Origin of the sequence: Flavobacterium sp. CFBP9031 (assembly GCF_034044945.1) — a bacterium.
Taxonomy (GTDB): Bacteria; Bacteroidota; Bacteroidia; order Flavobacteriales; family Flavobacteriaceae; genus Flavobacterium.
On sequence record NZ_JAXCWF010000001.1, the window covers coordinates 591068 to 613310 of the forward strand.

The 22243-nt window shown below is 33.4% G+C and carries 24 protein-coding genes; 14 read left to right on the forward strand and 10 right to left on the reverse strand.

Annotated elements, in window-relative coordinates; all coding sequences use genetic code 11:
• The first annotated feature begins 4 nt into the window (after positions 1 to 4).
• From SOM12_RS02540 to SOM12_RS02565, 6 genes are all read left to right on the forward strand, one after another.
• Positions 5 to 742 carry a carbon-nitrogen hydrolase family protein gene (locus SOM12_RS02540; RefSeq protein WP_320492273.1) on the forward strand — a complete coding sequence of 246 codons (738 nt, stop codon included), beginning with the start codon at positions 5 to 7 and terminating at the stop codon, positions 740 to 742.
• A 101-nt stretch (positions 743 to 843) separates the two neighbouring features.
• Complete coding sequence (gene trpA, locus SOM12_RS02545) at positions 844 to 1605, forward strand: tryptophan synthase subunit alpha (RefSeq protein ID WP_320492274.1); 762 nt, start codon at positions 844 to 846, stop codon at positions 1603 to 1605.
• A 302-nt stretch (positions 1606 to 1907) separates the two neighbouring features.
• The gene (locus SOM12_RS02550; RefSeq protein ID WP_320492275.1) at positions 1908 to 2537 is read left to right on the forward strand and encodes a TetR/AcrR family transcriptional regulator; all 630 of its coding nucleotides are present in this window, start codon (positions 1908 to 1910) and stop codon (positions 2535 to 2537) included.
• Positions 2527 to 3846 carry a TolC family protein gene (locus SOM12_RS02555; protein WP_320492276.1) on the forward strand — a complete coding sequence of 440 codons (1320 nt, stop codon included), beginning with the start codon at positions 2527 to 2529 and terminating at the stop codon, positions 3844 to 3846. The genes SOM12_RS02550 and SOM12_RS02555 overlap by 11 nt, the downstream gene beginning before the upstream one ends.
• A 12-nt stretch (positions 3847 to 3858) precedes the next feature.
• Positions 3859 to 4938, forward strand: coding sequence for an HlyD family secretion protein (locus SOM12_RS02560; RefSeq protein ID WP_095929088.1), 1080 nt, complete (start codon positions 3859 to 3861; stop codon positions 4936 to 4938).
• A gap of 5 nt (positions 4939 to 4943) precedes the next feature.
• Complete coding sequence (locus tag SOM12_RS02565; RefSeq protein WP_095929089.1) at positions 4944 to 6530, forward strand: MDR family MFS transporter; 1587 nt, start codon at positions 4944 to 4946, stop codon at positions 6528 to 6530.
• A 220-nt stretch (positions 6531 to 6750) separates the two neighbouring features.
• Here the strand turns inward: SOM12_RS02565 and yaaA are convergent, their stop codons facing one another.
• Positions 6751 to 7509, reverse strand: coding sequence for a peroxide stress protein YaaA (gene yaaA / locus SOM12_RS02570; protein ID WP_320492277.1), 759 nt, complete (start codon positions 7507 to 7509; stop codon positions 6751 to 6753).
• A gap of 435 nt (positions 7510 to 7944) precedes the next feature.
• Here yaaA and SOM12_RS02575 point away from each other — a divergent pair, with 435 nt between their 5' ends.
• A complete protein-coding gene (locus SOM12_RS02575; RefSeq protein ID WP_320492278.1) occupies positions 7945 to 9378 on the forward strand; it encodes a CCA tRNA nucleotidyltransferase in 1434 nt (477 codons plus the stop codon).
• 15 nt (positions 9379 to 9393) lie between these two features.
• Positions 9394 to 10419, forward strand: coding sequence for a COX15/CtaA family protein (locus tag SOM12_RS02580; protein WP_320492279.1), 1026 nt, complete (start codon positions 9394 to 9396; stop codon positions 10417 to 10419).
• 265 nt (positions 10420 to 10684) lie between these two features.
• Here SOM12_RS02580 and SOM12_RS02585 read toward each other — a convergent pair whose 3' ends face one another.
• The 9 genes from SOM12_RS02585 to SOM12_RS02625 all read right to left on the reverse strand — a co-directional run bounded on the left by SOM12_RS02585 (position 10685) and on the right by SOM12_RS02625 (position 17653).
• Positions 10685 to 11449 carry a LytR/AlgR family response regulator transcription factor gene (locus tag SOM12_RS02585; RefSeq protein WP_095930988.1) on the reverse strand — a complete coding sequence of 255 codons (765 nt, stop codon included), beginning with the start codon at positions 11447 to 11449 and terminating at the stop codon, positions 10685 to 10687.
• A gap of 40 nt (positions 11450 to 11489) precedes the next feature.
• Positions 11490 to 11870: a 2TM domain-containing protein gene (locus tag SOM12_RS02590; RefSeq protein WP_320492280.1), complete on the reverse strand. Its 381-nt coding sequence runs from the start codon at positions 11868 to 11870 to the stop codon at positions 11490 to 11492.
• Between the two features lie 13 nt (positions 11871 to 11883).
• Positions 11884 to 12189: a 2TM domain-containing protein gene (locus tag SOM12_RS02595; RefSeq protein WP_248727832.1), complete on the reverse strand. Its 306-nt coding sequence runs from the start codon at positions 12187 to 12189 to the stop codon at positions 11884 to 11886.
• 2 nt (positions 12190 to 12191) lie between these two features.
• On the reverse strand, positions 12192 to 12521 hold the full coding sequence (locus SOM12_RS02600) for a 2TM domain-containing protein (RefSeq protein WP_320492281.1): 330 nt from the start codon (positions 12519 to 12521) through the stop codon (positions 12192 to 12194).
• Positions 12502 to 12825 carry a 2TM domain-containing protein gene (locus SOM12_RS02605; RefSeq protein ID WP_095930992.1) on the reverse strand — a complete coding sequence of 108 codons (324 nt, stop codon included), beginning with the start codon at positions 12823 to 12825 and terminating at the stop codon, positions 12502 to 12504. The genes SOM12_RS02600 and SOM12_RS02605 overlap by 20 nt, the downstream gene beginning before the upstream one ends.
• On the reverse strand, positions 12825 to 14162 hold the full coding sequence (locus SOM12_RS02610) for a 2TM domain-containing protein (protein ID WP_095930993.1): 1338 nt from the start codon (positions 14160 to 14162) through the stop codon (positions 12825 to 12827). The genes SOM12_RS02605 and SOM12_RS02610 overlap by 1 nt, the downstream gene beginning before the upstream one ends.
• A gap of 21 nt (positions 14163 to 14183) precedes the next feature.
• Entirely contained in the window at positions 14184 to 14804 is a 621-nt protein-coding gene (locus SOM12_RS02615; RefSeq protein WP_095930994.1) for a hypothetical protein, read from the reverse strand.
• Between the two features lie 49 nt (positions 14805 to 14853).
• Positions 14854 to 15261, reverse strand: coding sequence for a DUF2141 domain-containing protein (locus SOM12_RS02620; protein WP_172426937.1), 408 nt, complete (start codon positions 15259 to 15261; stop codon positions 14854 to 14856).
• A gap of 226 nt (positions 15262 to 15487) precedes the next feature.
• Entirely contained in the window at positions 15488 to 17653 is a 2166-nt protein-coding gene (locus SOM12_RS02625; RefSeq protein ID WP_095930996.1) for a TonB-dependent receptor, read from the reverse strand.
• 141 nt (positions 17654 to 17794) lie between these two features.
• Between SOM12_RS02625 and SOM12_RS02630 the strand changes: the two genes are divergently transcribed.
• From SOM12_RS02630 to SOM12_RS02655, 6 genes are all read left to right on the forward strand, one after another.
• Complete coding sequence (locus SOM12_RS02630; RefSeq protein WP_095930997.1) at positions 17795 to 18253, forward strand: DinB family protein; 459 nt, start codon at positions 17795 to 17797, stop codon at positions 18251 to 18253.
• Positions 18254 to 18411: 158 nt separating this feature from the next.
• Positions 18412 to 18870, forward strand: coding sequence for a YciI family protein (locus SOM12_RS02635; RefSeq protein WP_095930998.1), 459 nt, complete (start codon positions 18412 to 18414; stop codon positions 18868 to 18870).
• Between the two features lie 3 nt (positions 18871 to 18873).
• Positions 18874 to 19449, forward strand: a complete 576-nt coding sequence (locus SOM12_RS02640) for a sugar O-acetyltransferase (protein ID WP_095930999.1) — start codon at positions 18874 to 18876, stop codon at positions 19447 to 19449.
• A complete protein-coding gene (locus SOM12_RS02645) occupies positions 19449 to 19838 on the forward strand; it encodes a VOC family protein (protein WP_095931000.1) in 390 nt (129 codons plus the stop codon). Before SOM12_RS02640 ends, SOM12_RS02645 begins: the two co-directional genes overlap by 1 nt.
• Before the next feature lie 399 nt (positions 19839 to 20237).
• Positions 20238 to 21518, forward strand: a complete 1281-nt coding sequence (locus SOM12_RS02650) for a chloride channel protein (RefSeq protein ID WP_095931001.1) — start codon at positions 20238 to 20240, stop codon at positions 21516 to 21518.
• Between the two features lie 85 nt (positions 21519 to 21603).
• Entirely contained in the window at positions 21604 to 22203 is a 600-nt protein-coding gene (locus SOM12_RS02655; protein WP_320492282.1) for an HPP family protein, read from the forward strand.
• The last annotated feature ends 40 nt before the right edge of the window (positions 22204 to 22243 follow it).

A 22243-nucleotide genomic window follows, 5' to 3' on the forward strand; every position in this document is an offset into this window, starting at 1 on the left:
TAAAATGATTTTAGCGGCTGCGCAGACCAAACCAAAACGTGGAGACATATCTTCTAATTTACTGAATCATTATCATCTTATTGAATTGGCTGCTCAAAATGGCGCCAATTTAATTGCGTTTCCTGAATTATCTATTACGGGTTACGAAAGAGAAAATGCAGAAGCTTTAGTTTTTACAGAAGACGATTATAGAATCGATCATTTAAAAGAATTGTCGGTTAGAAATAACATTGTGATTATAGCTGGAGCGCCAATTCGAATAGATTCAAAACTGTTTATTGGCGAATTTATTATAGCTCCAGACGATTCTGTTTCTATTTATACGAAACAATTTTTACATGAAGGCGAAGGTGATTTTTTTGATTCTTCGTTTGATTACAACCCTATGTTAACTATTGAGGATCAAAATATTTCTTTTGCAATTTGCGCTGACATTGACAATCCGCTACATCCTGAAAACGCAGCTAAAAATGATACCGATATTTATATCGCAAGTATTTTCTTTTCGCCAAACGGAATTCCGAATGCGTATAGAGATTTACAAAATTATGCTGAAAAACATAAAATGAATGTTTTGATGTCGAATTTCAGTGGAGAATCTTGGGGATCGCCGTCAGCAGGCCAAAGTGCTTTTTGGAATAATAAAGGAGAATTAGTCGCCCAAATGAATGATGCTGATTCTGGATTATTATTGATCGAAAAACAAAACGATAATTGGATAAGTAAAATTATTGTCGCTTAGCAGAATTTCCTTCAAGGTTTTCAAAACCCTGTAGGTCTACAAACAATTAAATACAAACACCTACAAGGTTTTGAAAACCTTGCAGGAGAAAAAATATAAAAATGAACAGAATAACTCAAAAATTACAAGAAGATAAAAAGATCCTTTCGATCTATTTTTCTGCGGGATATCCGAATTTAAATGATACGGTGCAGATTATTCAGGATTTAGAAAAAAATGGAGTGGATTTAATCGAAATTGGACTTCCTTTTAGTGATCCTTTGGCAGACGGACCAACTATTCAGGCTAGTTCTACAACAGCGCTACATAACGGAATGACAACGCAAATTCTTTTTGATCAACTGAAGAACATCCGCGAAAGCGTAAAAATTCCGTTGATTATTATGGGATATTTTAATCCGATGTTACAGTATGGTGTTGAAGCTTTTTGTGCAAAATGTGCCGAGATTGGAATTGACGGTCTAATTATTCCTGACCTTCCGGTTGATGTTTATGCTGACGAATACAAAGCAATTTTTGAAAAATATGGATTAATAAACGTGTTTTTGATTACGCCTCAAACTTCAGACGAACGTATTCGTTTTATTGACAGCGTTTCAAACGGATTTATCTACATGGTAAGTTCTGCAAGTGTTACGGGATCTCAATCTGGTTTTGGAGATGTTCAGGAAAGTTATTTTGAAAGAATCGCTAATCTAAATTTGAAAAATCCTCAAATAGTTGGTTTCGGAATTTCGAATAAAGAAACTTTCAATCAGGCTACCAAATATGCAAAAGGTGCAATAATTGGAAGTGCTTTTATTAAACATTTAAGCGAAAACGGAAGCGGAAAAATTGAAGAATTTGTTGGAGAGATTCGATAAATAAATCTCAATAAGCATATCGTTTGTCATTCTGAGAAACGAAGAATCACACTCGTAACTCTATAAAGATTGGCGACATAGTTTGCGGAATTTCTAGTGTGATTCTTAGTTCCTCAGAATGACAAAACAAGCTCACATAGCTGAAATACTAAAGTATTTCAGCTTTTTTATTTTAACTAATTAATGCACGATTTAACATAAATTATCGAAAGCGTTTTATGTTAATATTGTGTTAAAATAAAATTAAACAAGTGTTTAAATTAAACAAGTGTTTAATTTTGCATCCGATTAGAAACAATACCATGTCACACATCGAATTGAACGATAAAAAAATTCAGATTCTCAATGTTGCAGAAAAGCTATTTTCTGAGAAAGGATTTGAGGGTACATCGATACGGGATATCTCCAAGGAGGCCAAAATTAACATTGCAATGGTCTCTTATTATTTTGGTTCGAAAGAAAGGCTACTGGAAGCTCTTATTTTTCACAAGACCGTTGATTTAAAACTACAACTCGAAAATTTATTACAAGAAGACATAGAACCTCTTGAAAAAGTCAATAAATTAATCGAAATTTACATCAACAGAATTTGCCTTAATAAAGGGATTTACAGGGTTTTACATTTTGAACTTTACAACAAAAAGAGAGAAAAAAGCCTTCAAGCTTTTACTGAGCTTAAAAAAGGAAATTTAAAATCGGTTGAAAGCATTATTAAGCAAGGTCAAGCTGTGGGGGTTTTTAGAAAAGATGTAAATATCCAGCTTATTACACCAACAATTATCGGAACCTTTTTTCACTTTCACATGAATCGCTCTTTCTTCGAAGAAATATTTGATTTAAAAACCGAAGAAATGTTTAACAATTACATTAAAAACGATCTTACAAAGCACATTCAACAAACTATAAAAGCGCTACTTGTTTATGAAAATTAGTCAATTAATGCTCTTTGGAGTTTTCTTTATCGGAATATCTTCAATGGAAGCACAAGAGAAAACAAGTTTAACCTTGGGCGAAGCCGTACAAATGGCTTGGGAAAAGAGTAACGAAGTTACACTTGCCAATACTAAGGTAAACACAAAAAAATACGAATTAAAAACCGTAAAAAATAATCAATACCCAGATCTTAAAATTTCTGGTCAATATCAGCGTCTTACAAAAGCATCGATTGATATGCCTAATCAGGGTGAAAGTGCTTCATTAGCTTCTCCAGATAGAGCAATGCTTGGAATGGCAAATTTAAGTCTTCCTATTTTTGCTGGATTTAAAATTCAAAACAGCATTGATGCTTACGATAACTTATATGAAGCTGAAAGCGCAAATGCTGAAAAAACTAAAGAAGATGTTGCTTTAAAAGCAATTACTTATTATACGGCATTATACAAGGCTCAAAAAACTTTAGATGTTTTAAACGAAAATCAAAAAAGTGCCAAACAGCGTGTTACTGATTTTACAGAGTTGGAGAAAAACGGAATTATTCCGAGAAATGATTTATTGAAAGCGCAATTATTAGTTTCTAAAACGCAATTATCTATTGATGAAGCTAATAACAACATCAATAATATCAACTTCTATTTGACTACTTTGCTGAAACTAGATCCTAATGTAAAAATTCAGGTAAATGAAGAAGATTTCTTTAATCTTAAAACAAGCAATTCTATAACATCTGATGCTGTTGCACTTGAAAGCAGAAAAGATTTAGAAGCAATAAGATTACAAGGTAAAGCTTCAGAAGCTAATGTCAAAATTGCAAAAGCTGGATATTATCCTTCAATTTCACTTTTAGGCGGTTACACTGCATTTGATCTTAAAGACATTGTAACAGTAAAATATGCGATGAACTTTGGAATCGGATTATCTTATGATTTATCAGGAATTCTAAAAAATAGTGTTCACGTAAAAGAAGCAGAAAGCAGAGCTTTGGAGGTAAAAAACACCGAAGCAATTATGACAGACCGCATTAAAGTTGAAGTTCAGAAATCTATTGAAGATTATGACCTAGCAATTAATCAAAGTGTGGTGTATGAAGAAGCATTACAGCAAGCAGCAGAAAACTACAGATTAGTAAAAGATAAATTTGACAATGGTTTATCTGACACTAATGATTTAGTAGAAGCAGATGTAGAGCATTTAAATGCCAAAATTCAAACTGCTTTATCTAAAGCAACCATTATTCAAAAATATTACGAATTACTTTCAGTATCAGGACAATTATCACAATCATTCAATCTTTCTAAAATATAATCGATAGCTCTCATGGAAAAGAAAAAAACAAATAAAAAATTCATCATCATACTTGCAGTTCTGATTTTAGGAGGCGGAACTTACGGAATATCTAAATACCTACACGGTCAAGCTCACGAAGAAACGGATGATGCTCAAATCGAGAAAAAAATGAACCCGATTATCCCGAGAGTTTCAGGATATATCAGCAAAGTTTATGTGAAAGATAATGATTATGTAAAAAAAGGAGATACTTTATTTACTATTGACAAGAGAGATTATCAATTAAAGATTGATGAAGCTAATGCTGCTTTATTAGGTGCTGAAGGTCAGTACGAAGCTGCAAAAGCGGATATTGGAAGTGCTTATGCAAGCATCTCAGTATCTGATGCTCAAATGAGATCTGCAACCGGTTCTATCGAAAGTGCAAGAATTAGATTGAGACAGCTTACAAACGATTACAATCGTTACAACAACTTGTACAAAACTCATACTATTACAAAACAACAATATGAGCAAGCTTTAACAGCAAAAGAAGAAGCAGAAAACCAAGTACGTGTTTTAGAGCAACAACAAAAAGCTACTTCTTACCAAAAATCTGTTATTCAGTCAAAATCTAAAGTTTCAGACAAACAAACAGAAGTTGCTGCAGCAAATATCAAAAAAGCAAAAACAATGCTAGATGTGGCTCACTTAAACCTTTCTTATACCGTAGTAACTGCTGCAATTGATGGTCAGGTTTCTAAAGTTGATATTCAGCCAGGACAATTGGTTCAGCCAGGACAATCTTTATTCTACATCATTAACAACAACGAAGCTTGGGTTGTAGCAAACTTTAAAGAAACACAATTAAACAAAATGGTTGTGGGACAAAAAGTAAGTTTAAAAGTAGATGCATATCCAAACTATGAGTTTAAAGGTACTGTAACTTCTTTCTCACCTGCTACAGGATCTCGTTTTTCATTATTACCTCCTGACAATGCAACAGGAAACTTCGTAAAAACAATTCAGAGATTACCAGTAAAAATTAGTATAGATGAATCAAACGATCCTGAGAAAGTAAAACTTTTAAGACCAGGAATGAATGTTGATGTAGATGTACATTTGAAATAAAATAAATGGCAACAGCAGTACAAGATGACGATTTAGTAGAATACGGGTTCAGACGTGTTGTCATTACGATTACAGCAGTACTTTGTGCACTGCTGGAAATTGTAGATACTACGATTGTAAACGTAGCGCTAACTGACATGCGCGGAAGTCTTGGTGCTACCTTGACCGATGTGGCATGGGTAATTACAGCATACGCTATTGCGAATGTTATTGTAATTCCGATGACGAGCTGGCTATCGCAGCAATTTGGAAGACGTAACTATTTTGTGGCTTCCATTATAATATTTACAGTCTGTTCTTTTTTGTGTGGTAATGCCACAAATATTTGGGAGCTTGTAGCTTTCCGTTTCGTACAAGGTATGGGTGGAGGAGCTTTACTAGTAACAGCCCAAACGATTATTACAGAAAGTTACCCAGTAGCAAAACGTGGAATGGCACAGGCTATTTACGGTATGGGTGTAATTGTTGGTCCAACTCTAGGTCCGCCTTTGGGAGGATATTTAGTAGATAATTATTCTTGGCCTTATATTTTCTATATCAATATTCCGTTGGGAATTATTGCAACTATTTTGGCTTTAACATTTGTTAGAAGTCCGAAATATGGAGAAAAACTAAAAGCCAATCAGGTTGACTGGTGGGGAATTATTTTGTTAAGTGCCTTTATTGGTTCTTTACAATTCGTATTAGAGCACGGACAGCAAGACGACTGGTTTAACGATTCACTTATTGTAACCTTAAGTGTTGTGACAGTTTTAGGATTGGTTCTTTTTATTTGGAGAGAGCTTACCTACAAACATCCGATCGTAAACTTAAGCGTTTTAAAAGATGGTAACCTTAGAATTGGAACTATAATGTGTTTTATTCTTGGTTTTGGTCTTTATGGTTCAACATTAATCATTCCGATTTATACACAGTCTATTTTAGGATGGACAGCAACTGATGCAGGGTTATTACTGATTCCAGGTTCTATCACAACGGCAATTATGATGCCTTTTGTTGGGAACATGATTCAGAAAGGGGTTCCGCAAGGTTATATGGTTGGAGTAGGATTTTTAGTTTTCTTCTTCTTTACTTTTATGATGTATAGCCGAATGACACCAGATACAGGAGTTGAACATATGTATTGGCCTTTAATTTTAAGAGGAATTGGTTTAGGATTACTTTTCGTGCCAATTACAACACTTTCTCTTTCTACTTTGAAAGGAAAACAAATTGGTGAAGGAGCAGCATTTACAGGAATGATGCGTCAGTTAGGCGGGTCTTTTGGTATCGCGATCATTACTACTTTCATCACACGTTTCAGCCAGTCACACCGAGTAGATTTAATTAATAACCTAGATCCTGCCAAGTTTGAAGTACAGCAGCGAATTGCAGGAATGCAGCACGCGTTCATGGCAAAAGGATATAGCGCAGATGTTGCTTTGAAAAAAGCGTATCAGGCTATTGAAATGTCAGTGATGAAGCAAAGTACTGTAATGGCATACATGGATATTTTCATGTATCTCGGAATCATGTTTTTATGTTGCATACCGATTATTCTCTTTATTAAAAAAGGGAAGAACAAAATTAGTGCAGCCGACGCAATGCATTAATGATAATAATAATTTTATAATACGCATAAACGCCGAATTCTTAATTGAATTCGGCGTTGTTTTTTATTTCTATTTTACCGCAAAGAACGCAAAGATTATATTTTTACGAGGTCACAAAACGCAAAGTTCGCAAAGCTTTATCATAAAAAACTTTGCGAACTTTGCACGGTAAAAAAAACTTAGAACCTCAGCCCCTCAGAACCTTAGCATCTTTTTAAAATCATCTTGTAAAAACTAAATGATTCCCTTTAGAAAGATTCGCATCAAACTGATAATCATCGTAATTGAAACCTTTTAAATCGTCAATAGTTTCAGCGTTTGTATCGATAATATAACGAACCATCATACCTCTCGCCTTTTTCGCAAAGAAACTGATCATTTTTAGCTTTCCATCTTTGTAATCCTTGAAATCTGGAGTGATTACTGGAACTTTTAAAGCTTTTACATCAACCGCCGAAAAATATTCATTGCTCGCTAAATTCACAAACAATTCGTCTTTTTTCAATTCTTTATTCAAAGCTTTAGTCACAGTTGGTTTCCAGAATTCATGCAGATTTTTAGATTCACCAACCGGCATTTTTGTTCCCATTTCCAAACGATACGCCTGCATTAAATCAAGCGGTTTCAAAAGACCGTAAAGACCTGATAGAATTCGAAGTTTATCTTGTAAATCATCTAATTTTTCTAACGGAATTGTATAAGCATCTAAACCTGTATAAACGTCACCATCAAATGTATAAACCGCAGGACGAGCATTTTCTGGTGTGAAAGGCGTTTTCCACTCCTGATTTCTCTTCCAGTTTAAATCGGCTAGTTTGTCTGAGATCGACATTAATTCTGATAATTCAGAAGGCTTTTTTTCTTTTACTACTTTATGAACCACTCTTGCTTCTTTTAAGAATGAAGGTTCTGTATATTGAGATGTTGGTAATTCTTTTTCGAAATTCAGTGATTTCGCTGGAGATATAACAATTTTCATGTGTGCATTTTTCTGTGATTCAAAAATACAAATTGCATTTCTAAAAATTATCGTTTACAATTGATTTGTTCTATTGTTGTATTTTTTTAGCCACGACCCGAGCGATAGCGAATAGGCAAAGCAATTACACAAATTTTCACGAATTTTTCTTTGACGCAGATTGCGAAGACTTTTTGCAACAGATTAAAAAGATTCACACAGATTTTTTTAATCCTTTTAATCCTGTAATCTGTGGCAGAAAAAAAATAATTCGTGGAAATTCGTGCAATTCGTGGCAAACCTTTCCCAATTCATAAAAATCGATGCTACAAAATGTGAAATTGTTCAAAAAAGTGAGCTCTAGATTATAATAGGCATTTTCTATGTTGTAAATTTGCATGCATTTTATTTCTACTGAAATTAAATAATGCTTTTACTCAAAAAATCAGTGAATTCGTGGCGATACAAACAAATTATAAAACTGCTTTACAAAACAAAATCTTCGATGTTATTTCGAAAGCTTCTCAGGAATTAAAAATCGACTCTTATGTGATAGGGGGATTTGTTCGCGATTTGCTTTTAAATCGAGGTTCTAAAAAAGATATTGATGTAGTTGCTGTGGGAAGTGGCATCGAATTAGCGCTTAAAGTTTCCGATTTACTTCCGAATAAACCAAAAGTTCAGGTTTTTAAAACTTACGGAACTGCCATGCTTCGTTTTGAAGATACGGATATTGAATTTGTTGGTGCCCGAAAAGAATCATATAATCGTGATAGCCGAAATCCGATTGTGGAAAACGGAACTTTGCAGGACGATCAAAACCGTCGTGATTTTACAATCAATGCTTTTGCTTTATCTTTAAATAAAAACAATTTTGGAGATCTTTTAGACCCTTTTGATGGTTTAACCGATTTAGAAAATAAAACAATCAAAACGCCTTTGGATCCAGATATTACCTATTCTGATGATCCTTTGCGAATGCTTCGTGCGATTCGTTTTGCGACTCAATTGAATTTCGAAATTGAAGAAAATTCTTTGAATGCGATCACAAAAAATGCAGATCGCATTAAAATTATATCTGGCGAAAGAATCGTTGATGAATTAAACAAAATTCTTATGACGGATAAACCTTCAACAGGGTTTTTACTGTTATACAAAACAGGACTTTTAGATTTAATTTTACCTGAATTGACCGCGTTAAATCAGGTTGAAGAAATTGAAGGACATACGCACAAAAACAATTTTTACCATACGCTGGAAGTTGTCGACAATATTTGTCCAAACACAGATGATGTTTGGCTTCGTTGGTCGGCATTATTACACGATATTGGAAAAGCGCCCACTAAACGTTTCACCAAAAAACAAGGTTGGACTTTTCACGGACACGAATTCTTGGGCGGAAAAATGGCAAAGAAAATCTTTGAACGTTTGCACATGCCATTGAACCACAAAATGAAGTTTGTGCAGAAAATGGTTATTATGAGTTCGCGTCCGATTGTTTTGGCTCAGGATATTGTGACGGATAGCGCAGTTCGCCGTTTGGTTTTTGATGCTGGCGAAGATGTCGAAAATTTAATGACTTTGTGCGAGGCAGATATCACAACCAAAAATCCATCAAAATTCAAGAAATATCATAAAAATTTCGAACTCGTACGCAAGAAGATCGTTGAAGTAGAAGAACGAGATCACGTTCGTAATTTTCAGCCACCAATTACTGGAGAAGAAATTATGGAAATATTCGATTTGAAACCGTCACGCGAAATTGGAATTTTAAAAGAAGCAGTAAAAGAAGCTATTTTAGAAGGTGATATCCCGAATGAATATCAGGCGGCTTATGATTTTGTAATTAAAAGAGCGGAGAAATTGGGCTTAAAAAAAGTTGAGAAATAAGTATTATTTAATAAAATGAAAAAAGAGAATAAATCAGTAATCATTTGGTTACTATCAGGCTGTGTTTTATTGTTTTTAATGGTTGTCGTGGGAGGAATTACCCGTTTGACCAATTCAGGTTTATCTATGACCGACTGGCATTTGGTAACCGATACCTTTCCGCCTTTAACAGACGCCAAATGGCAAGCCGCTTTTGACGAGTACAAAAAATTTCCAGAGTATCAGAAAATCAACATTCATAACGATTTTCAATTAGCCGATTATAAATTTATTTATTTCTGGGAATGGTTTCACCGTTTCATCGGTCGTATAATTGGATTGGTTTTCTTTGTACCATTTGTTTACTTTTTAGCCAAAAAGAAATTAGATACAGATACGATTAAAAAATGTATCGTTCTTTTGGCAATGGGAGCTTTTCAAGGTTTTTTAGGCTGGTTTATGGTAAGAAGCGGATTAATTGACAATCCAGATGTAAGCCACTTCAGACTTTCATTACACTTAACTTTTGCATTCATTACTTTCGCATACACACTTTGGGTTGCCTTAGATTTAATTTATCCTGAAAGAAATATCAACAAAATTCTACCGCTTAGAAATATTGCGCGTTATGCTTTGGTTGCTCTTCTAATTCAAATCATTTACGGCGGATTTGTAGCAGGTCTAAATGCAGGACTAATTCATAATCACTGGCCTTTAATGAGTGACGGAGAATTTATTCACGAATCGGTTTTTATTGAGCAATCTTCTTTAGTTAAAAATTTAATTGAAGGAAAAAGTGGTGTTCAGTTTGTACACAGAACTTTTGCTTATGTAGTAGTCGCGATTATTCTTTTCCTTTTCTTCAAAAGCAAAAAATATACGCTTACTCACACTCAATCAAACGGAATCAAAACTTTAGTCGTTTTTGTTTTTATTCAGTTTTTATTGGGAGTTTTCACTTTATTATATAGCGTGCCATTGGCTTTAGGATTAATTCACCAAATTATGGCGTTTTTCCTTTTGAGTGCAATGACGTATACATTGCATAGATTGAGCAAATAAAATCGAATATATTAAAACATAAAAAAGCTGTCTCAAAAGGACAGCTTTTTTTATGAGCTTCGGAGAAGCGAAATATTTATAGCAAAAGATAAAAGTTTACAATATAAAGCTCCAGCGGAGCGACATATTTATTTTTTTTTACTTTTAATATATGCCGCTCCTCCAGAGCTTATTTTAATTGTTTATTGCAATTCTATAAATATTTCACCCCTCTGGGATTTTATTAAATTAAAATCTGTTGAATTTCTAATTTTAATAAAAGCTTCTATCCCAACCAAGTCTTAAAATCTTGTACTTTTTCTCGGCTTACAATGACCTCATCTTCCTTATAAGTTGGAAGAATCACTTTAAGTCGAGAATTAGTATAAACCTGAATTTCTTTAATTGCTTTTAAAGGAACAATAAATTTTCTGCTTACGCGAAAGAAATCTTTCTTATCAAGTTCTTGTTCTAAAATTTCCAAAGTCGAATCGATCAAATAATCTCGATTGTCGTACGTACGAATGTAAGTTCCTTTATTTTCACTAAAAAAACATTCGATTTCTTCTGTAGTAATGACTTTTAGATGCTGACCAATTTTAACTGTAAACCTCTTTTTATATGTTTTTTCAAAAGGATTAGATAACATCTGTCGAATTTGCTCAAAGTCCAATTGCAAATTTGAAGTTTCTGCTGTTTTCGGAAGACGCGATTTGAATTTTGAAACTGCTGTTTCCAGATCATCTTCATCAATAGGTTTGAGAAGATAATCTATGCTGTTTAATTTAAAAGCTTTTAAAGCGTACTCATCATACGCCGTAGTAAAAATGATAGCGCTTTTGATATCTATTTTTTCAAAAATCTCAAATGATAAACCATCAGACAGTTGAATATCCAAAAAAATCAAATCTGGATGCGGATTATTTTCAAACCAAAGAACCGATTCTTCAACAGAGTGAAGCATGGTTTCTACAGTTACATCTAACTTTTCAAGTTTTCTTTGCAGCAATCTCGCAGCTGGTTTTTCGTCTTCTATAATTAATGTGATCATTTACTATAATGTGAAATTTGAAAAAATTATGAAGTCAAAGTTACTCCCATTTATTTTTATTTGCAGTATCTTTTTCCATGTATTTTTGGATTTTTCTTTTCTCCCAATCTGATCCAAAAAACCAATCAGTTCCAAATACAGATAATCCGTGAGCTAGTAAACCAATTCCCCAGAAAAGCGCAGTAGAGTACGTGTGCCATTGCGTCAAACCGCTAAAATCCATTCCGTCAGTAAAATTATCTCGGTTTAAACTGGATACAATAATGATAATATTTACAATGATGTACACTTTTACGTGCGAATAAAACCCTTTCAGTTTTTTTACTCTTCTATAAGCTGCATTATAATTTTCGTCATCTGTATATTCTCCAAAATGCTGTTTGGTGTAATCTTCGTACATGTTTCTTCTAAAACGTCCCATAACTATATTTTAATTATTTCCACTTGTTTTTATTCTGTTTTTCCTTCTCCATAAACTCTTTGATTTTTCTTTCTTCCCATTCCTTACCCATTCCTGGAAAAACCTCAAAAACTTTTAATCCGTGAAAAACTACTCCAACTCCCCACCACAATAATGGCCAAAAAAACCATAGATATTGAGGTGATGTATAAAGATTTATAAAAATCAAAATTGCATTTACCAATATATAAGCAACTAGATTTCCATAAAATCCTTTTAAATTTTCAACTTTTTTTCTTGCCTGAATATATCTTTCTTCCTCGCTTAAATTCGTTTCCATGATTATTCCCATTTTTGTTTTTTATATTTTTTTTCTAAAATGCTTCTCAATTTTCGTTCTTCCCATTCGTGTCCAAAAATCTTATAGGAAGCAAACAAATCGATTGCAGAACCCACTATAACAGCCGACCAAATAATTACAACTACCCAATTGAGATATTTTATCGGAAAAAATTGCAATGGCAGATTGGTATATTCTTTTAAAAGAAAAACAATCAGTGCGATAGTGTAAATGAACAAATGCTTGTAAAAAGATTTCAGCTGAATTACTTTTTTACTGGCTAATTCCTGCAGTATTACTTCTTCTTGATCGTTACTCAAATTTGTTTCCATGCCTATTTTCTAATCGTTGTTTATTTTCTTTTTCTAGAATTTCCTGAATCTTTTTCTGTTCCCATTTCTTATTAAAGAAAGGCGGAAGACTAAAAACTTTCAGTCCGTGCAAGATTATGGCTATTCCCCACCCCATTACAGACCAAATCCACCAAAGGTATTCTGGAGAAGTCATATAATTTACAACAACCACAATTGGATTACATAAAGCGTATACAGTCAAATGCTCGTAAAATCCTCTTATCTCTTTTACTTTTTTCTGAGCATCATAATAGCGAACTGTTTCTGTGAAATTATTTTCCATTATTTCCACGTTTTTTGTTTGTTATCTTTCTCTAAAATCTCGCGAATTTTTCTTTCTTCCCAATCTGAGCTGTATCCAAAAACTTTAAAAGCATGCATTGCAACTCCAAATCCCCAGCCTAAAGCTGAAAACCAAAACCATTGAAATCCTGGTGAAAATTTTAGATTAATAAAAACCAAGAATGGAATCACACAACAATATGAAATTAAATTTCCATAAAATCCTTTCAGTTCCTCTACTCTTTTTTTGGCTCTATAGTAAGCTTTTGCTTCGTCGGTATATTCTGCACTCATTTCCATAACCGCAATTTGTTTGGTTAAAATTGGAATTCTAACAGTGAAATTCTTCTCATCCTGATCAACTTTCACTTTTCTATCTGTTATAATTCCGTATCTGTTTACAATATTTTGCAATCCGACACCTTGCCTGTCCTGCAAAACTTCTTTTTTCTGAAGATCATTCTGAATCGCCAGATAATCTTTATCAATAAAAATTCTAATATGAAGCGGCTTCTGCTCGCTTACTACATTGTGTTTTACAGTATTCTCCAGCAAGAGCTGTAAAGAAAGCGGCACCACTTTGGCTTCTGGATTAATGTTTTCTGTTGGCAATTCGTAAAACAAACTATTTTCAAAACGCATTTTCAGCAAATTCATATAGGTTTTTGCAAATGACAATTCGTCTTCAACCGAAACCAATTCTTTGTCCTTCTGTTCCAAAACATATCTATAAATTTTAGAAAGAGAAGTTGTAAAACGCTGCGCATTGTCTGGATTTTCTTCTATTAAAGAACTCAGAACATTTAAGCTATTAAAAAGAAAATGCGGATCGATCTGATTTTTTAAGCTTTCGAATTTGGCATTTGCCGTTCCCGCAATAATTTTCTGCTGCGTTACTTTATTTTCCTGATAGAGTTTATAAAAATTAAGTCCATGAAAAAACAAAAGCACAATAAAAGTCATTACCGCAGATTCGATATAATTTTCTGCTTTTTCATTCGCAAGAAAACCAATTATTGTTTTATTCTCGATTATTACACTTGTAAACAAACGCAATACTCCAATTACAATCATCGATATTAAAAACGAACTTGCAAAACCAATTAAAATTCTCTTTAGCGAATATGGATTTTCTCGGAAAACCCTATCTAAAAACTCAAAAAGAACAACGTTTACGATATATAAAACCACACTGTAAAGCATGCAGTACAAGAAATAAATGTAAAGATTCTTGGTAAAAACTGCTGTTCCTAAAGAGGCGAACCGAATTAGAAAAGAAAATAAAAATACTATTCCTCCAACGAAGCATGCTTTTAACAAATTAGGTTTTAATATCATAATGTTTTATAAACTATTGAATTATTTACAAGTTTTTTGAATTTCTAATGCTCTATCCAATCCCCATTTTGGAGCATAAGGTGTAGCTGGTTTAAAAGTATTAAAAAGTTCAATAGATTTATCAACTTGCGCGCACAAAGGTTTTGTATCTACTCCTGTCCATTTTGCTCCTCCTAATTGGTAATCTGCCTCACCAAAAACAGCTCTCGGATTGTTTGGGTCTAGCGCTTTTGCTTTCGCGTAAGCTTCCATCACTTTACCAGAATATTTCATCCCGTTTGTCATTGGATCGGCTACAACGTATCCTGTGTAAATTAAAGCCTGCATTACGTATAGCTCTGAGTTTGCTTGATCCTTTATCAATTCGATATCTAATGCATCTTGCGCTTTTGTCAATAATAAATCGATTTTAGTTTTGTCTTTTTCTGTAAATACAGCTGTTGCATTGATCAAAGCTACATAGTAATTTGGCAAATAACTGTTTTTTTCAGCCGCCGCAATTCTTTCAAATAAAGCAGAAGCTTCTGTATTTTTTCCTTCTTTCCAAAGTCCGAACGCTTTATTCATTCCTTGTTCAAATTGTGTCTGAGCTGAACTTATTACTACTACAAATAGTGCGATTAAAGTGATGATTTTTTTCATTTTATAAATTATTAATGATTTTGTTTATATAGATTAGTTATTTGTCTTTTTAGAATACAATTTCAATTTTTGAATCTTTACTAACATTAAATTTAGCATCTTGATAGGAAGGAGGTCCCATAAATCCTTTTGCATTGTTTGAAGCTGTATATTCTTCTACTGGCATTCCCATTGCGTTTCTATCCAGCTTTCCGTTGCTGTTTTCATCATGATACGTAGAAATTGCATATTCTCCCGCAGGAAGATTATCAAAAGTTACAACTGCTTTATTGTCTTTAATTTCCGAAGCAAGACTTTTGTAAGTTGTTTTAAGAAATGTTCCGTCTGAATTATATAATCCTACTTTTACAACTCCAGTATCATTTTTTAAACCTGAAACAGCAACAGTTAATTTTACATTTTGTGCAGACATTAAGCTGCAGATAAATAAGATGGTTATTGTGATAATTTTGGTCATGATTTTTTTTTTTAAGGTTCTGAGGTTCTAAGTTTTTTTATGTTGATGATTAAAACTCGGTTTGTTAGTTTATAATTCAAAAGTATATCGGTTTTCACTCTTTTAAAATTAAATGATACTGAGTTGTTGATTTTGGTTACTGAATTGTTTTTTTTAAGTTTCTAAGGTTCTGAGATGCTAAGATTCTAAGTTTTTTTCCTCAGAACCTTAGCATCTTAGAGCCTTTTTAAAGATTCTTCAACTGATTCTCATTCTTATTCTGGCTGATTGTCCAGAAGAAACCTACGAAGAAGAATCTGTCTGCTGTTGGAACCACGGCTTGTCTTTGATACACTCCGCTTGGGTCTGGATTTTTAGCATAATCGTATCCGAAAACATTTTGTGTTCCTAAAACATTTGAAACCGAGAAATAAAGGATTTTTTGTGTCGTTAATAAATATGCCCAGTTGAAACTCAAACTATTGTATGATTTTGTTTTTCCGTTCATAAACTGCGTCTGATTTGGATCATTGTACGGACGACCTGTACTGAAACTGTTTGTAAAACCAACTTGCGATTTCCAATCTGTAATAAAATATTTTGTTACAACAGATAAATTATGATTCGCAATAAAACTTGGAGTTGCCATGTAAGGAAAGTTTTTATATTGTCTTTCTGAATCGATATAAGAATACGAAATCCAATATTCTAAGTTTTTGTACAAATTGCTATCTCTCCAGAAAATATCCAATCCTTTTGCATAACCCGATCCGTTGTTGTTGAAAACCGAATTGTATTGAATATCTCTTGTATCATACTGCACCAAATTGCTATAATCTTTGTAATAAGCCTCCGCTCTAAGGGTTTGCCCAGGTCTTGTAAACGTATAATTCAAAATATAATGACTTGCCTTCTCGCTTTCAAACTGATGATATTTAGAAAACTTAATATAATCTACAACTGGTGTTTGAGTAAAATCTCCGTAAGCAAAAGAAAACTGACTACTTTTTGAAGCTTTATATCCTAATGAGGCTCTAGGCGCAATATGGTTTTCGTTTAACAAACTGTTATTAGAATATCTCAAACCTACTTTTAAAGCTAGTTTTTTAGAAAACATAACATCACCTTCTGTATACGCTGCAAAAATGTTCGAATCGTAACCATTTGTAACATCAAGCGCAATATTATCGGCTACATTTTCATTGTATTTTGTAATGAAATAATCTGTTCCGAAAGACAATTTAAAATAGTTTGAAAATTTCTTGCTTAACTTCAATTTCAACTGAGCCGCATTTTCCTGACTATCAACTCCCGTAATATCATATTTAAGTTTGTTTTTGCTGTAACCGTAACTAACTCCAGAAGTAATCTGCCATCCTGTTCCAAAACTTCCTTTGTATGAAGAATTCAAATAAAAGTTATTATTGTTCATATCAGTTCGAATCGGGTTTTCGAAATTGACGTTTTTCTGATTTAAATCGAATTTTTCAGAATCGAATGAAGCATACAATTTAAAAATTCCATTTGTGAAATTATATCTGTAAACCGTTTCGCCTCCAAGTGATTGATACGGATTATTCCAATCTACATTCTGCGGAATCACAGCCTGATAAGGAGCCAAGTTGATATAAGCCATATTTACGCTTAAAGAACTTTTCTTGAATTTCTGTGTATTTCCTAAACTCAAACCAACCGTCATTAATCCTATATCTGTTTTTTCATGATCTTCCTCATCTTGAGTATTTAAAAGTAAAACACTCGATAAAGCTTCACCATATTCTGCAGAATAACCACCCGTAGAAAATGCGATTCCGCTAAACAAGAAAGGAGAAAAACGGCTTCTTGTTGGCAAATTGTTCGTTGTTGCACCGTAAGGCTGTGCTACACGAATTCCGTCAACAAAAGTCTGAGTTTCGCTCGCCTCACCTCCACGTACAAACAAACGTCCGTCTTCCCCAACTGACTGCGTTCCTGGCAAAGTCTGCAATGCCGCCACGATATTTCCAGCAGATCCAGCTGTTGTAACAATATCCAGAGGTTTTAAAACAGAAACTCTTGCCTTATCACCAGATTCTAAAGTTCCAGCTGTAATCACAACCGCATCTAGAGCATTAACATTTTCTCTTAATTTTACCGTTTGGCCTTTATAATTGGCAACATCAATTTCTTGTTTGAAAGTTTCAAAAAGCAAAAAGCTCACTACTAAAAATTTGTTTCCTGTTTCTGTCGTTTCAAAAGAGAAATCTCCAGTTTCAGAACTTGTTGCTCCATCATAAGTTCCGTCAATATATATGTTTGCACCTGCAACTGGTTTTCCTTTTTGATCTACTACTTTTCCTGAAATTGTATTTTGAGCAAAAATTAATGCAGTAAAAAATAAAAAACTAACGGTAAAAAATAATTTGGTTTTCATGTCATCTTTGGTTTTTGATGAAGCAAATGTATTTTAACATTAAACGTTAAAAAATATATAATAACCCAATTGTAGATTTTCGAGGATGAGTTGTAAAATACTAATTTGTATCTTAGCTAGGAAAACCAAAATCATCATTTTATGTCAGAAAGTAAACGAATTTCAAATCTATATCAGTCTATTTATAATGGAAATCCTTGGCTTGAAGTTAATTTAGACAATACTTTAAAAAATGTTACAGCTGAGCAAGCTTACAGAAAAATAAACCCAAACCTGAATACCATCTGGGAAATTGTAAATCATTTGATTCAATGGAGAAGAAATATTCTGGAACGTATGCAAGGCGAAGTGATCATAACTCCAGATCATAATTATTTTGTTCCTGTTTTAGATCCTTCTGAAGCTGCATGGGAACAATCGCTTCAAACCTTAGCAAAATCTCAAGATTCTTGGAATGCTTTTTTTGAAGGTTTTAATGACGAAGATTTAGCTAAAATTTATGTGAATAATGGTCATACATACTACGAACACATTCATGGAATTATTCAGCACGATGTCTATCATTTAGGACAGATTGTTATTTTGAAGAAATTGCTTTAATTTAATTCTAACACATAGAAACATAGGTTTTGGAACTCAAAAAGAATATTTAAAAATCTAGATTTAACACATAGTTCTATGGGGAAATCTAAAAATGAAATGCCTTTACCACGTTTTAAAAGCTATGTTTCTATGTGTTAAAATAAAAAATCATTGATATGAAAAAGATACTTTTTGTCCTCGCATTTTTGGTTTTTAATGCAATCGGCTTTTCGCAAGAAACCGAAGTGAAATATGATGAAAACCTCGCAAAATCTCTCCATGCCGACGAATACGGAATGAAGAAATATGTTTTTTGTCTTTTAAAATCTGGAAGCAATACAACCGCTTCTAAGGAAGAAACCAAAAAACTTTTTGAAGGTCACATGGAAAACATTGGTAAATTAGCCCAAGAAGGAAAACTGGTTGTTGCAGGACCATTCATGAAAAATGACAGAAATTATCGTGGTATTTACATCTTTAATGTAGAAACTATAGAAGAAGCCAAAGCTCTTGTTGCCTCCGATCCGGCCATAAAAGCCAATTTACTTGAAGCCGAATTAACGCCTTGGTACTGCACCGCAGCTTTGCAGGAAACTGTAAAAATACACGACAAAATTGCCAAGACGAAAATGTAAAATATGAAAACAGAAAAAGAAAAAATGATCTCTGGCGAATATTATAATGCCTTTGATCCAGAATTAGTAAAAGGACGCCGAAATGCCAAAAATCTTTTACACACTTTAAACGTAAAAGAATACCGAGTTACCAAAAAAGCAAAAGAGATTTTAAAAGAATTAATTCCGAATGCTGGAGCTGGTCTTTATATTGAACCTCCTTTTCATTGTGATTACGGTTACAATATTTTTGCTGGCGAAAATGTTTATTTTAATGTGAATTGTGTCGTTTTAGACTGCGCACCGGTAAACATTGGTTCTAATGTATTTATTGCGCCAAATGTTCAAATTTATACCGCTTCACATCCGCTTGACGCTGAATTAAGAAAAACATTAGAAAGTGCTTACCCTGTTACAATTGGAGACGATTGCTGGATTGGCGGAAATTCTGTTATTTGCCCTGGAGTAAACATCGGAAAAGGCTGTGTTATTGGCGCTGGGTCTGTAGTTACAAAAGATATTCCAGACAATTCGCTAGCAGTTGGAAATCCTGCAAAAGTGATCCGAAAATTAAATCAAGAACCTGAATCAAAAAAATAATGCTTACCCTTAATAAAGTTCATCATATTGCCATTTTATGTTCCGATTACGAAAAATCGAAACACTTCTATACACAGATTTTAGGTTTAACTATAATTAGAGAAATCTATCGCGAAGAACGCCAATCGTATAAATTAGATTTAGCTTTGAATGGTTCTTATGTAGTTGAATTATTCTCCTTTCCAAATCCGCCGCAAAGACCTTCAAGACCAGAAGCTGTTGGTTTGCGCCATCTGGCATTTGAGGTTATTAATCTAGAAGAAACTATCGCTTTTTTAACTTCTAAAAACATAGAATCAGAACCCATTAGAATTGATGAAACAACTGAAAAACGTTTTACTTTTATTGCAGATCCTGATTTATTGCCAATTGAGTTTTATGAGAGATAAATGAGAGGGACAAACTAACAGAGTTACAAAGGGACAAAGTTTTATAGTAATATTCTTTTGAATTGAGTCCAGCTTTAGTTGCATGAATAAATTATAGTCCCAAAAGGGCTTTAGCCAAACAAAACGTATTTGGCTAAAGCCCTTCTCTCTTTTATTTTCAACCTCCTATTAAAGTTGGAGGCAATTCAAATTTCATCGTGCGAAATCAAATATTTAATGCCTCCGCATAAAACTTTGTCTCTTTGCTCCTCTGTAACTTTGTCTCTTTTTTACGAAAGAATTTTCCTGTTTATATCGATTTTAACACACTAAAATGAACATTTTCTAGAAAAAACCGAATTTGATGCTTAATTTTGTAATCCGCAGAAAAAAAAATGCGGAATTCTCAAACTTATAATGATGAACAAAACGGCGCAAATCAAAAAAAATCATCAATTCATTAAACTCCGAAAATTAGTTATTGTTTCTATCTTAATTGGCTTTCTTTCTGCCTTTCTCGGAATTTCACTAAAAAAAATAACAGAATACTACGAAGAAATCTTCTTTCACGAAGTTTCGGTTCATCCCATTTTTTATATCATATTTCCAGTTTTCGGATTGTCGGTAATTTATTTCTTGAGACAATATCTTTTTAAGAAAAAAGAAAACAAAGGAATAAAAGAAGTTTTTGAAAGCACCGCATCAAAATCTAAAAATCTTCCTTCTTATAAAATTCCATCACATTTCATAAACGGATTACTAACGGTTATTTTTGGAGGTTCTACAGGAATCGAAGTTTCTACCGTTGTCGCTACAGCAACTATTGGATCTGTTGCTCATGAAAAAGAAAATGTTTTCCGTCAATACAAAACAGAATTAATCTGTGCGGGAGTTGCAGCAGGAGTTACGGCACTTTTCAGCAGTCCGATTGCGGGAGTTTTATTTGCTTTTGAAGTTATTTCTAGAAAAGTAAGTCGTGCATTTATCATTTCAAATTTAATTGCAGTTTCTATTGCATTTGGTTTATTAACGATTTTAAAAGAAGAACCTTTATTTGCCGTTTCAATTGCAACTTGGAATTTAAAAGCGATTCCGTATTTCATTCTTTTAGGAATTTTAGCTGGAATGAATTCGGTTTACCTAACACGTTGTGTCTTATTCTTCAAATCACAATTTGGTAAAATCGACACACATTATTACAAAATCATTTTAGGTTCAGCAGTTTTAAGTATTTCCTTATTCTTTTTCCCTCAATTATATGGAGAAGGTTATCACGCCATTAAAGGAATTTTTGGAAATGCACCTCAAACCCAATTGACTATAACTTTGGCTCTAACATTTATCGGAATTTTAATTCTAAAACCAATTGTTACCTCGATAACATTGGCTTCTGGAGGTGACGGAGGTGTTTTTGCTCCAAGTTTATTCATCGGAGCATTTTTAGGATTATTATTGGCTTCAACTTTAAACAGTTTTTTCCATGTAAATGTAATTCCGGTTAACTTTATGATTATCGGAATGGCTGCAGTTCTTAGTGCAAGTATTCACGCACCTTTCACCGCGATATTCTTGGTTTGCGGATTAACAAACGATTATACTTTGTTTTTCCCAATTCTTGTAGTTTGTTTAATTTCAAAATACACTGCAAAAACAATTTATCCGTATACCGTTTATAGTTATTCTCCAAGTTTAGTTAAATAATTTCAGACTAATAATAATCTGGAGATTAAAAACATACAGCAAAGTATATTTAAAAACATAACGAATAAAATATAATACCACAATAATGCCAACTGAAAAAATAAAAAGAAGCTATCGCAAAACACGTTACATTCTTTACAAAGAAACTTTAATTGATTATAAAGAACACTTTTGGTCATTTTTAGGTTCTTTTGTCGGAATTGGGATTTTAGCTTATGTACAATCAATACATTTTTCTGGGCCTGATGCCGTTTATTTAATTGGTTCTTTTGGAGCATCGAGTGTTTTAGTTTACGGAATTATTCAGAGTCCGTTCTCTCAGCCGCGAAATTTAGTTGGCGGGCATGTAATTTCGGCTCTTGTAGGCGTTACGGTCAATAAACTGGTTCCAGACATTATGTGGATTGCAGCGCCTTTAGCGGTTTCAATCGCCATTATTTTAATGCAGATTACTAAAACGCTTCACCCGCCTGGAGGAGCAACAGCTTTAATCGCAGTTATCGGAACAGAAAAAGTAAAAGCCTTAGGTTATATTTATGTGCTTTCTCCCGTTTTTACAGGAGTTATGATATTGCTTTTCACGGCTTTGATTTTTAATAATATGACTTCAAGCAGAAGTTATCCAAGCCACAGCACCTATCACAAACATTATCATAAAATTAGAAAAAGACTGGCGAGAAAATAGTTTTTTTGAGTTCTGTTTGTCAGGCTGAGCGAAGTCGAAG

Excerpts from the sequence above, each read along its gene's own strand:
- SOM12_RS02620 (WP_172426937.1), bottom strand. The coding sequence starts at position 15,261 with ATGACCAAAATTATCACAATAACCATCTTATTTATCTGCAGCTTAATG.
- SOM12_RS02610 (WP_095930993.1), bottom strand. The coding sequence starts at position 14,162 with ATGATATTAAAACCTAATTTGTTAAAAGCATGCTTCGTTGGAGGAATA.
- SOM12_RS02585 (WP_095930988.1), bottom strand. The coding sequence starts at position 11,449 with ATGATCACATTAATTATAGAAGACGAAAAACCAGCTGCGAGATTGCTG.
- SOM12_RS02560 (WP_095929088.1), top strand. The coding sequence starts at position 3,859 with ATGGAAAAGAAAAAAACAAATAAAAAATTCATCATCATACTTGCAGTT.
- SOM12_RS02595 (WP_248727832.1), bottom strand. The coding sequence starts at position 12,189 with ATGGAAACGAATTTAAGCGAGGAAGAAAGATATATTCAGGCAAGAAAA.
- SOM12_RS02625 (WP_095930996.1), bottom strand. The coding sequence starts at position 17,653 with ATGAAAACCAAATTATTTTTTACCGTTAGTTTTTTATTTTTTACTGCA.
- SOM12_RS02550 (WP_320492275.1), top strand. The coding sequence starts at position 1,908 with ATGTCACACATCGAATTGAACGATAAAAAAATTCAGATTCTCAATGTT.
- SOM12_RS02540 (WP_320492273.1), top strand. The coding sequence starts at position 5 with ATGATTTTAGCGGCTGCGCAGACCAAACCAAAACGTGGAGACATATCT.
- SOM12_RS02555 (WP_320492276.1), top strand. The coding sequence starts at position 2,527 with ATGAAAATTAGTCAATTAATGCTCTTTGGAGTTTTCTTTATCGGAATA.
- SOM12_RS02590 (WP_320492280.1), bottom strand. The coding sequence starts at position 11,870 with ATGGGACGTTTTAGAAGAAACATGTACGAAGATTACACCAAACAGCAT.
- SOM12_RS02655 (WP_320492282.1), top strand. The coding sequence starts at position 21,604 with ATGCCAACTGAAAAAATAAAAAGAAGCTATCGCAAAACACGTTACATT.
- SOM12_RS02650 (WP_095931001.1), top strand. The coding sequence starts at position 20,238 with ATGAACAAAACGGCGCAAATCAAAAAAAATCATCAATTCATTAAACTC.
- SOM12_RS02635 (WP_095930998.1), top strand. The coding sequence starts at position 18,412 with ATGAAAAAGATACTTTTTGTCCTCGCATTTTTGGTTTTTAATGCAATC.
- SOM12_RS02630 (WP_095930997.1), top strand. The coding sequence starts at position 17,795 with ATGTCAGAAAGTAAACGAATTTCAAATCTATATCAGTCTATTTATAAT.
- SOM12_RS02645 (WP_095931000.1), top strand. The coding sequence starts at position 19,449 with ATGCTTACCCTTAATAAAGTTCATCATATTGCCATTTTATGTTCCGAT.
- yaaA (WP_320492277.1), bottom strand. The coding sequence starts at position 7,509 with ATGAAAATTGTTATATCTCCAGCGAAATCACTGAATTTCGAAAAAGAA.
- SOM12_RS02615 (WP_095930994.1), bottom strand. The coding sequence starts at position 14,804 with ATGAAAAAAATCATCACTTTAATCGCACTATTTGTAGTAGTAATAAGT.
- SOM12_RS02605 (WP_095930992.1), bottom strand. The coding sequence starts at position 12,825 with ATGGAAAATAATTTCACAGAAACAGTTCGCTATTATGATGCTCAGAAA.
- SOM12_RS02580 (WP_320492279.1), top strand. The coding sequence starts at position 9,394 with ATGAAAAAAGAGAATAAATCAGTAATCATTTGGTTACTATCAGGCTGT.
- SOM12_RS02640 (WP_095930999.1), top strand. The coding sequence starts at position 18,874 with ATGAAAACAGAAAAAGAAAAAATGATCTCTGGCGAATATTATAATGCC.
- trpA (WP_320492274.1), top strand. The coding sequence starts at position 844 with ATGAACAGAATAACTCAAAAATTACAAGAAGATAAAAAGATCCTTTCG.
- SOM12_RS02565 (WP_095929089.1), top strand. The coding sequence starts at position 4,944 with ATGGCAACAGCAGTACAAGATGACGATTTAGTAGAATACGGGTTCAGA.
- SOM12_RS02600 (WP_320492281.1), bottom strand. The coding sequence starts at position 12,521 with ATGGAAACAAATTTGAGTAACGATCAAGAAGAAGTAATACTGCAGGAA.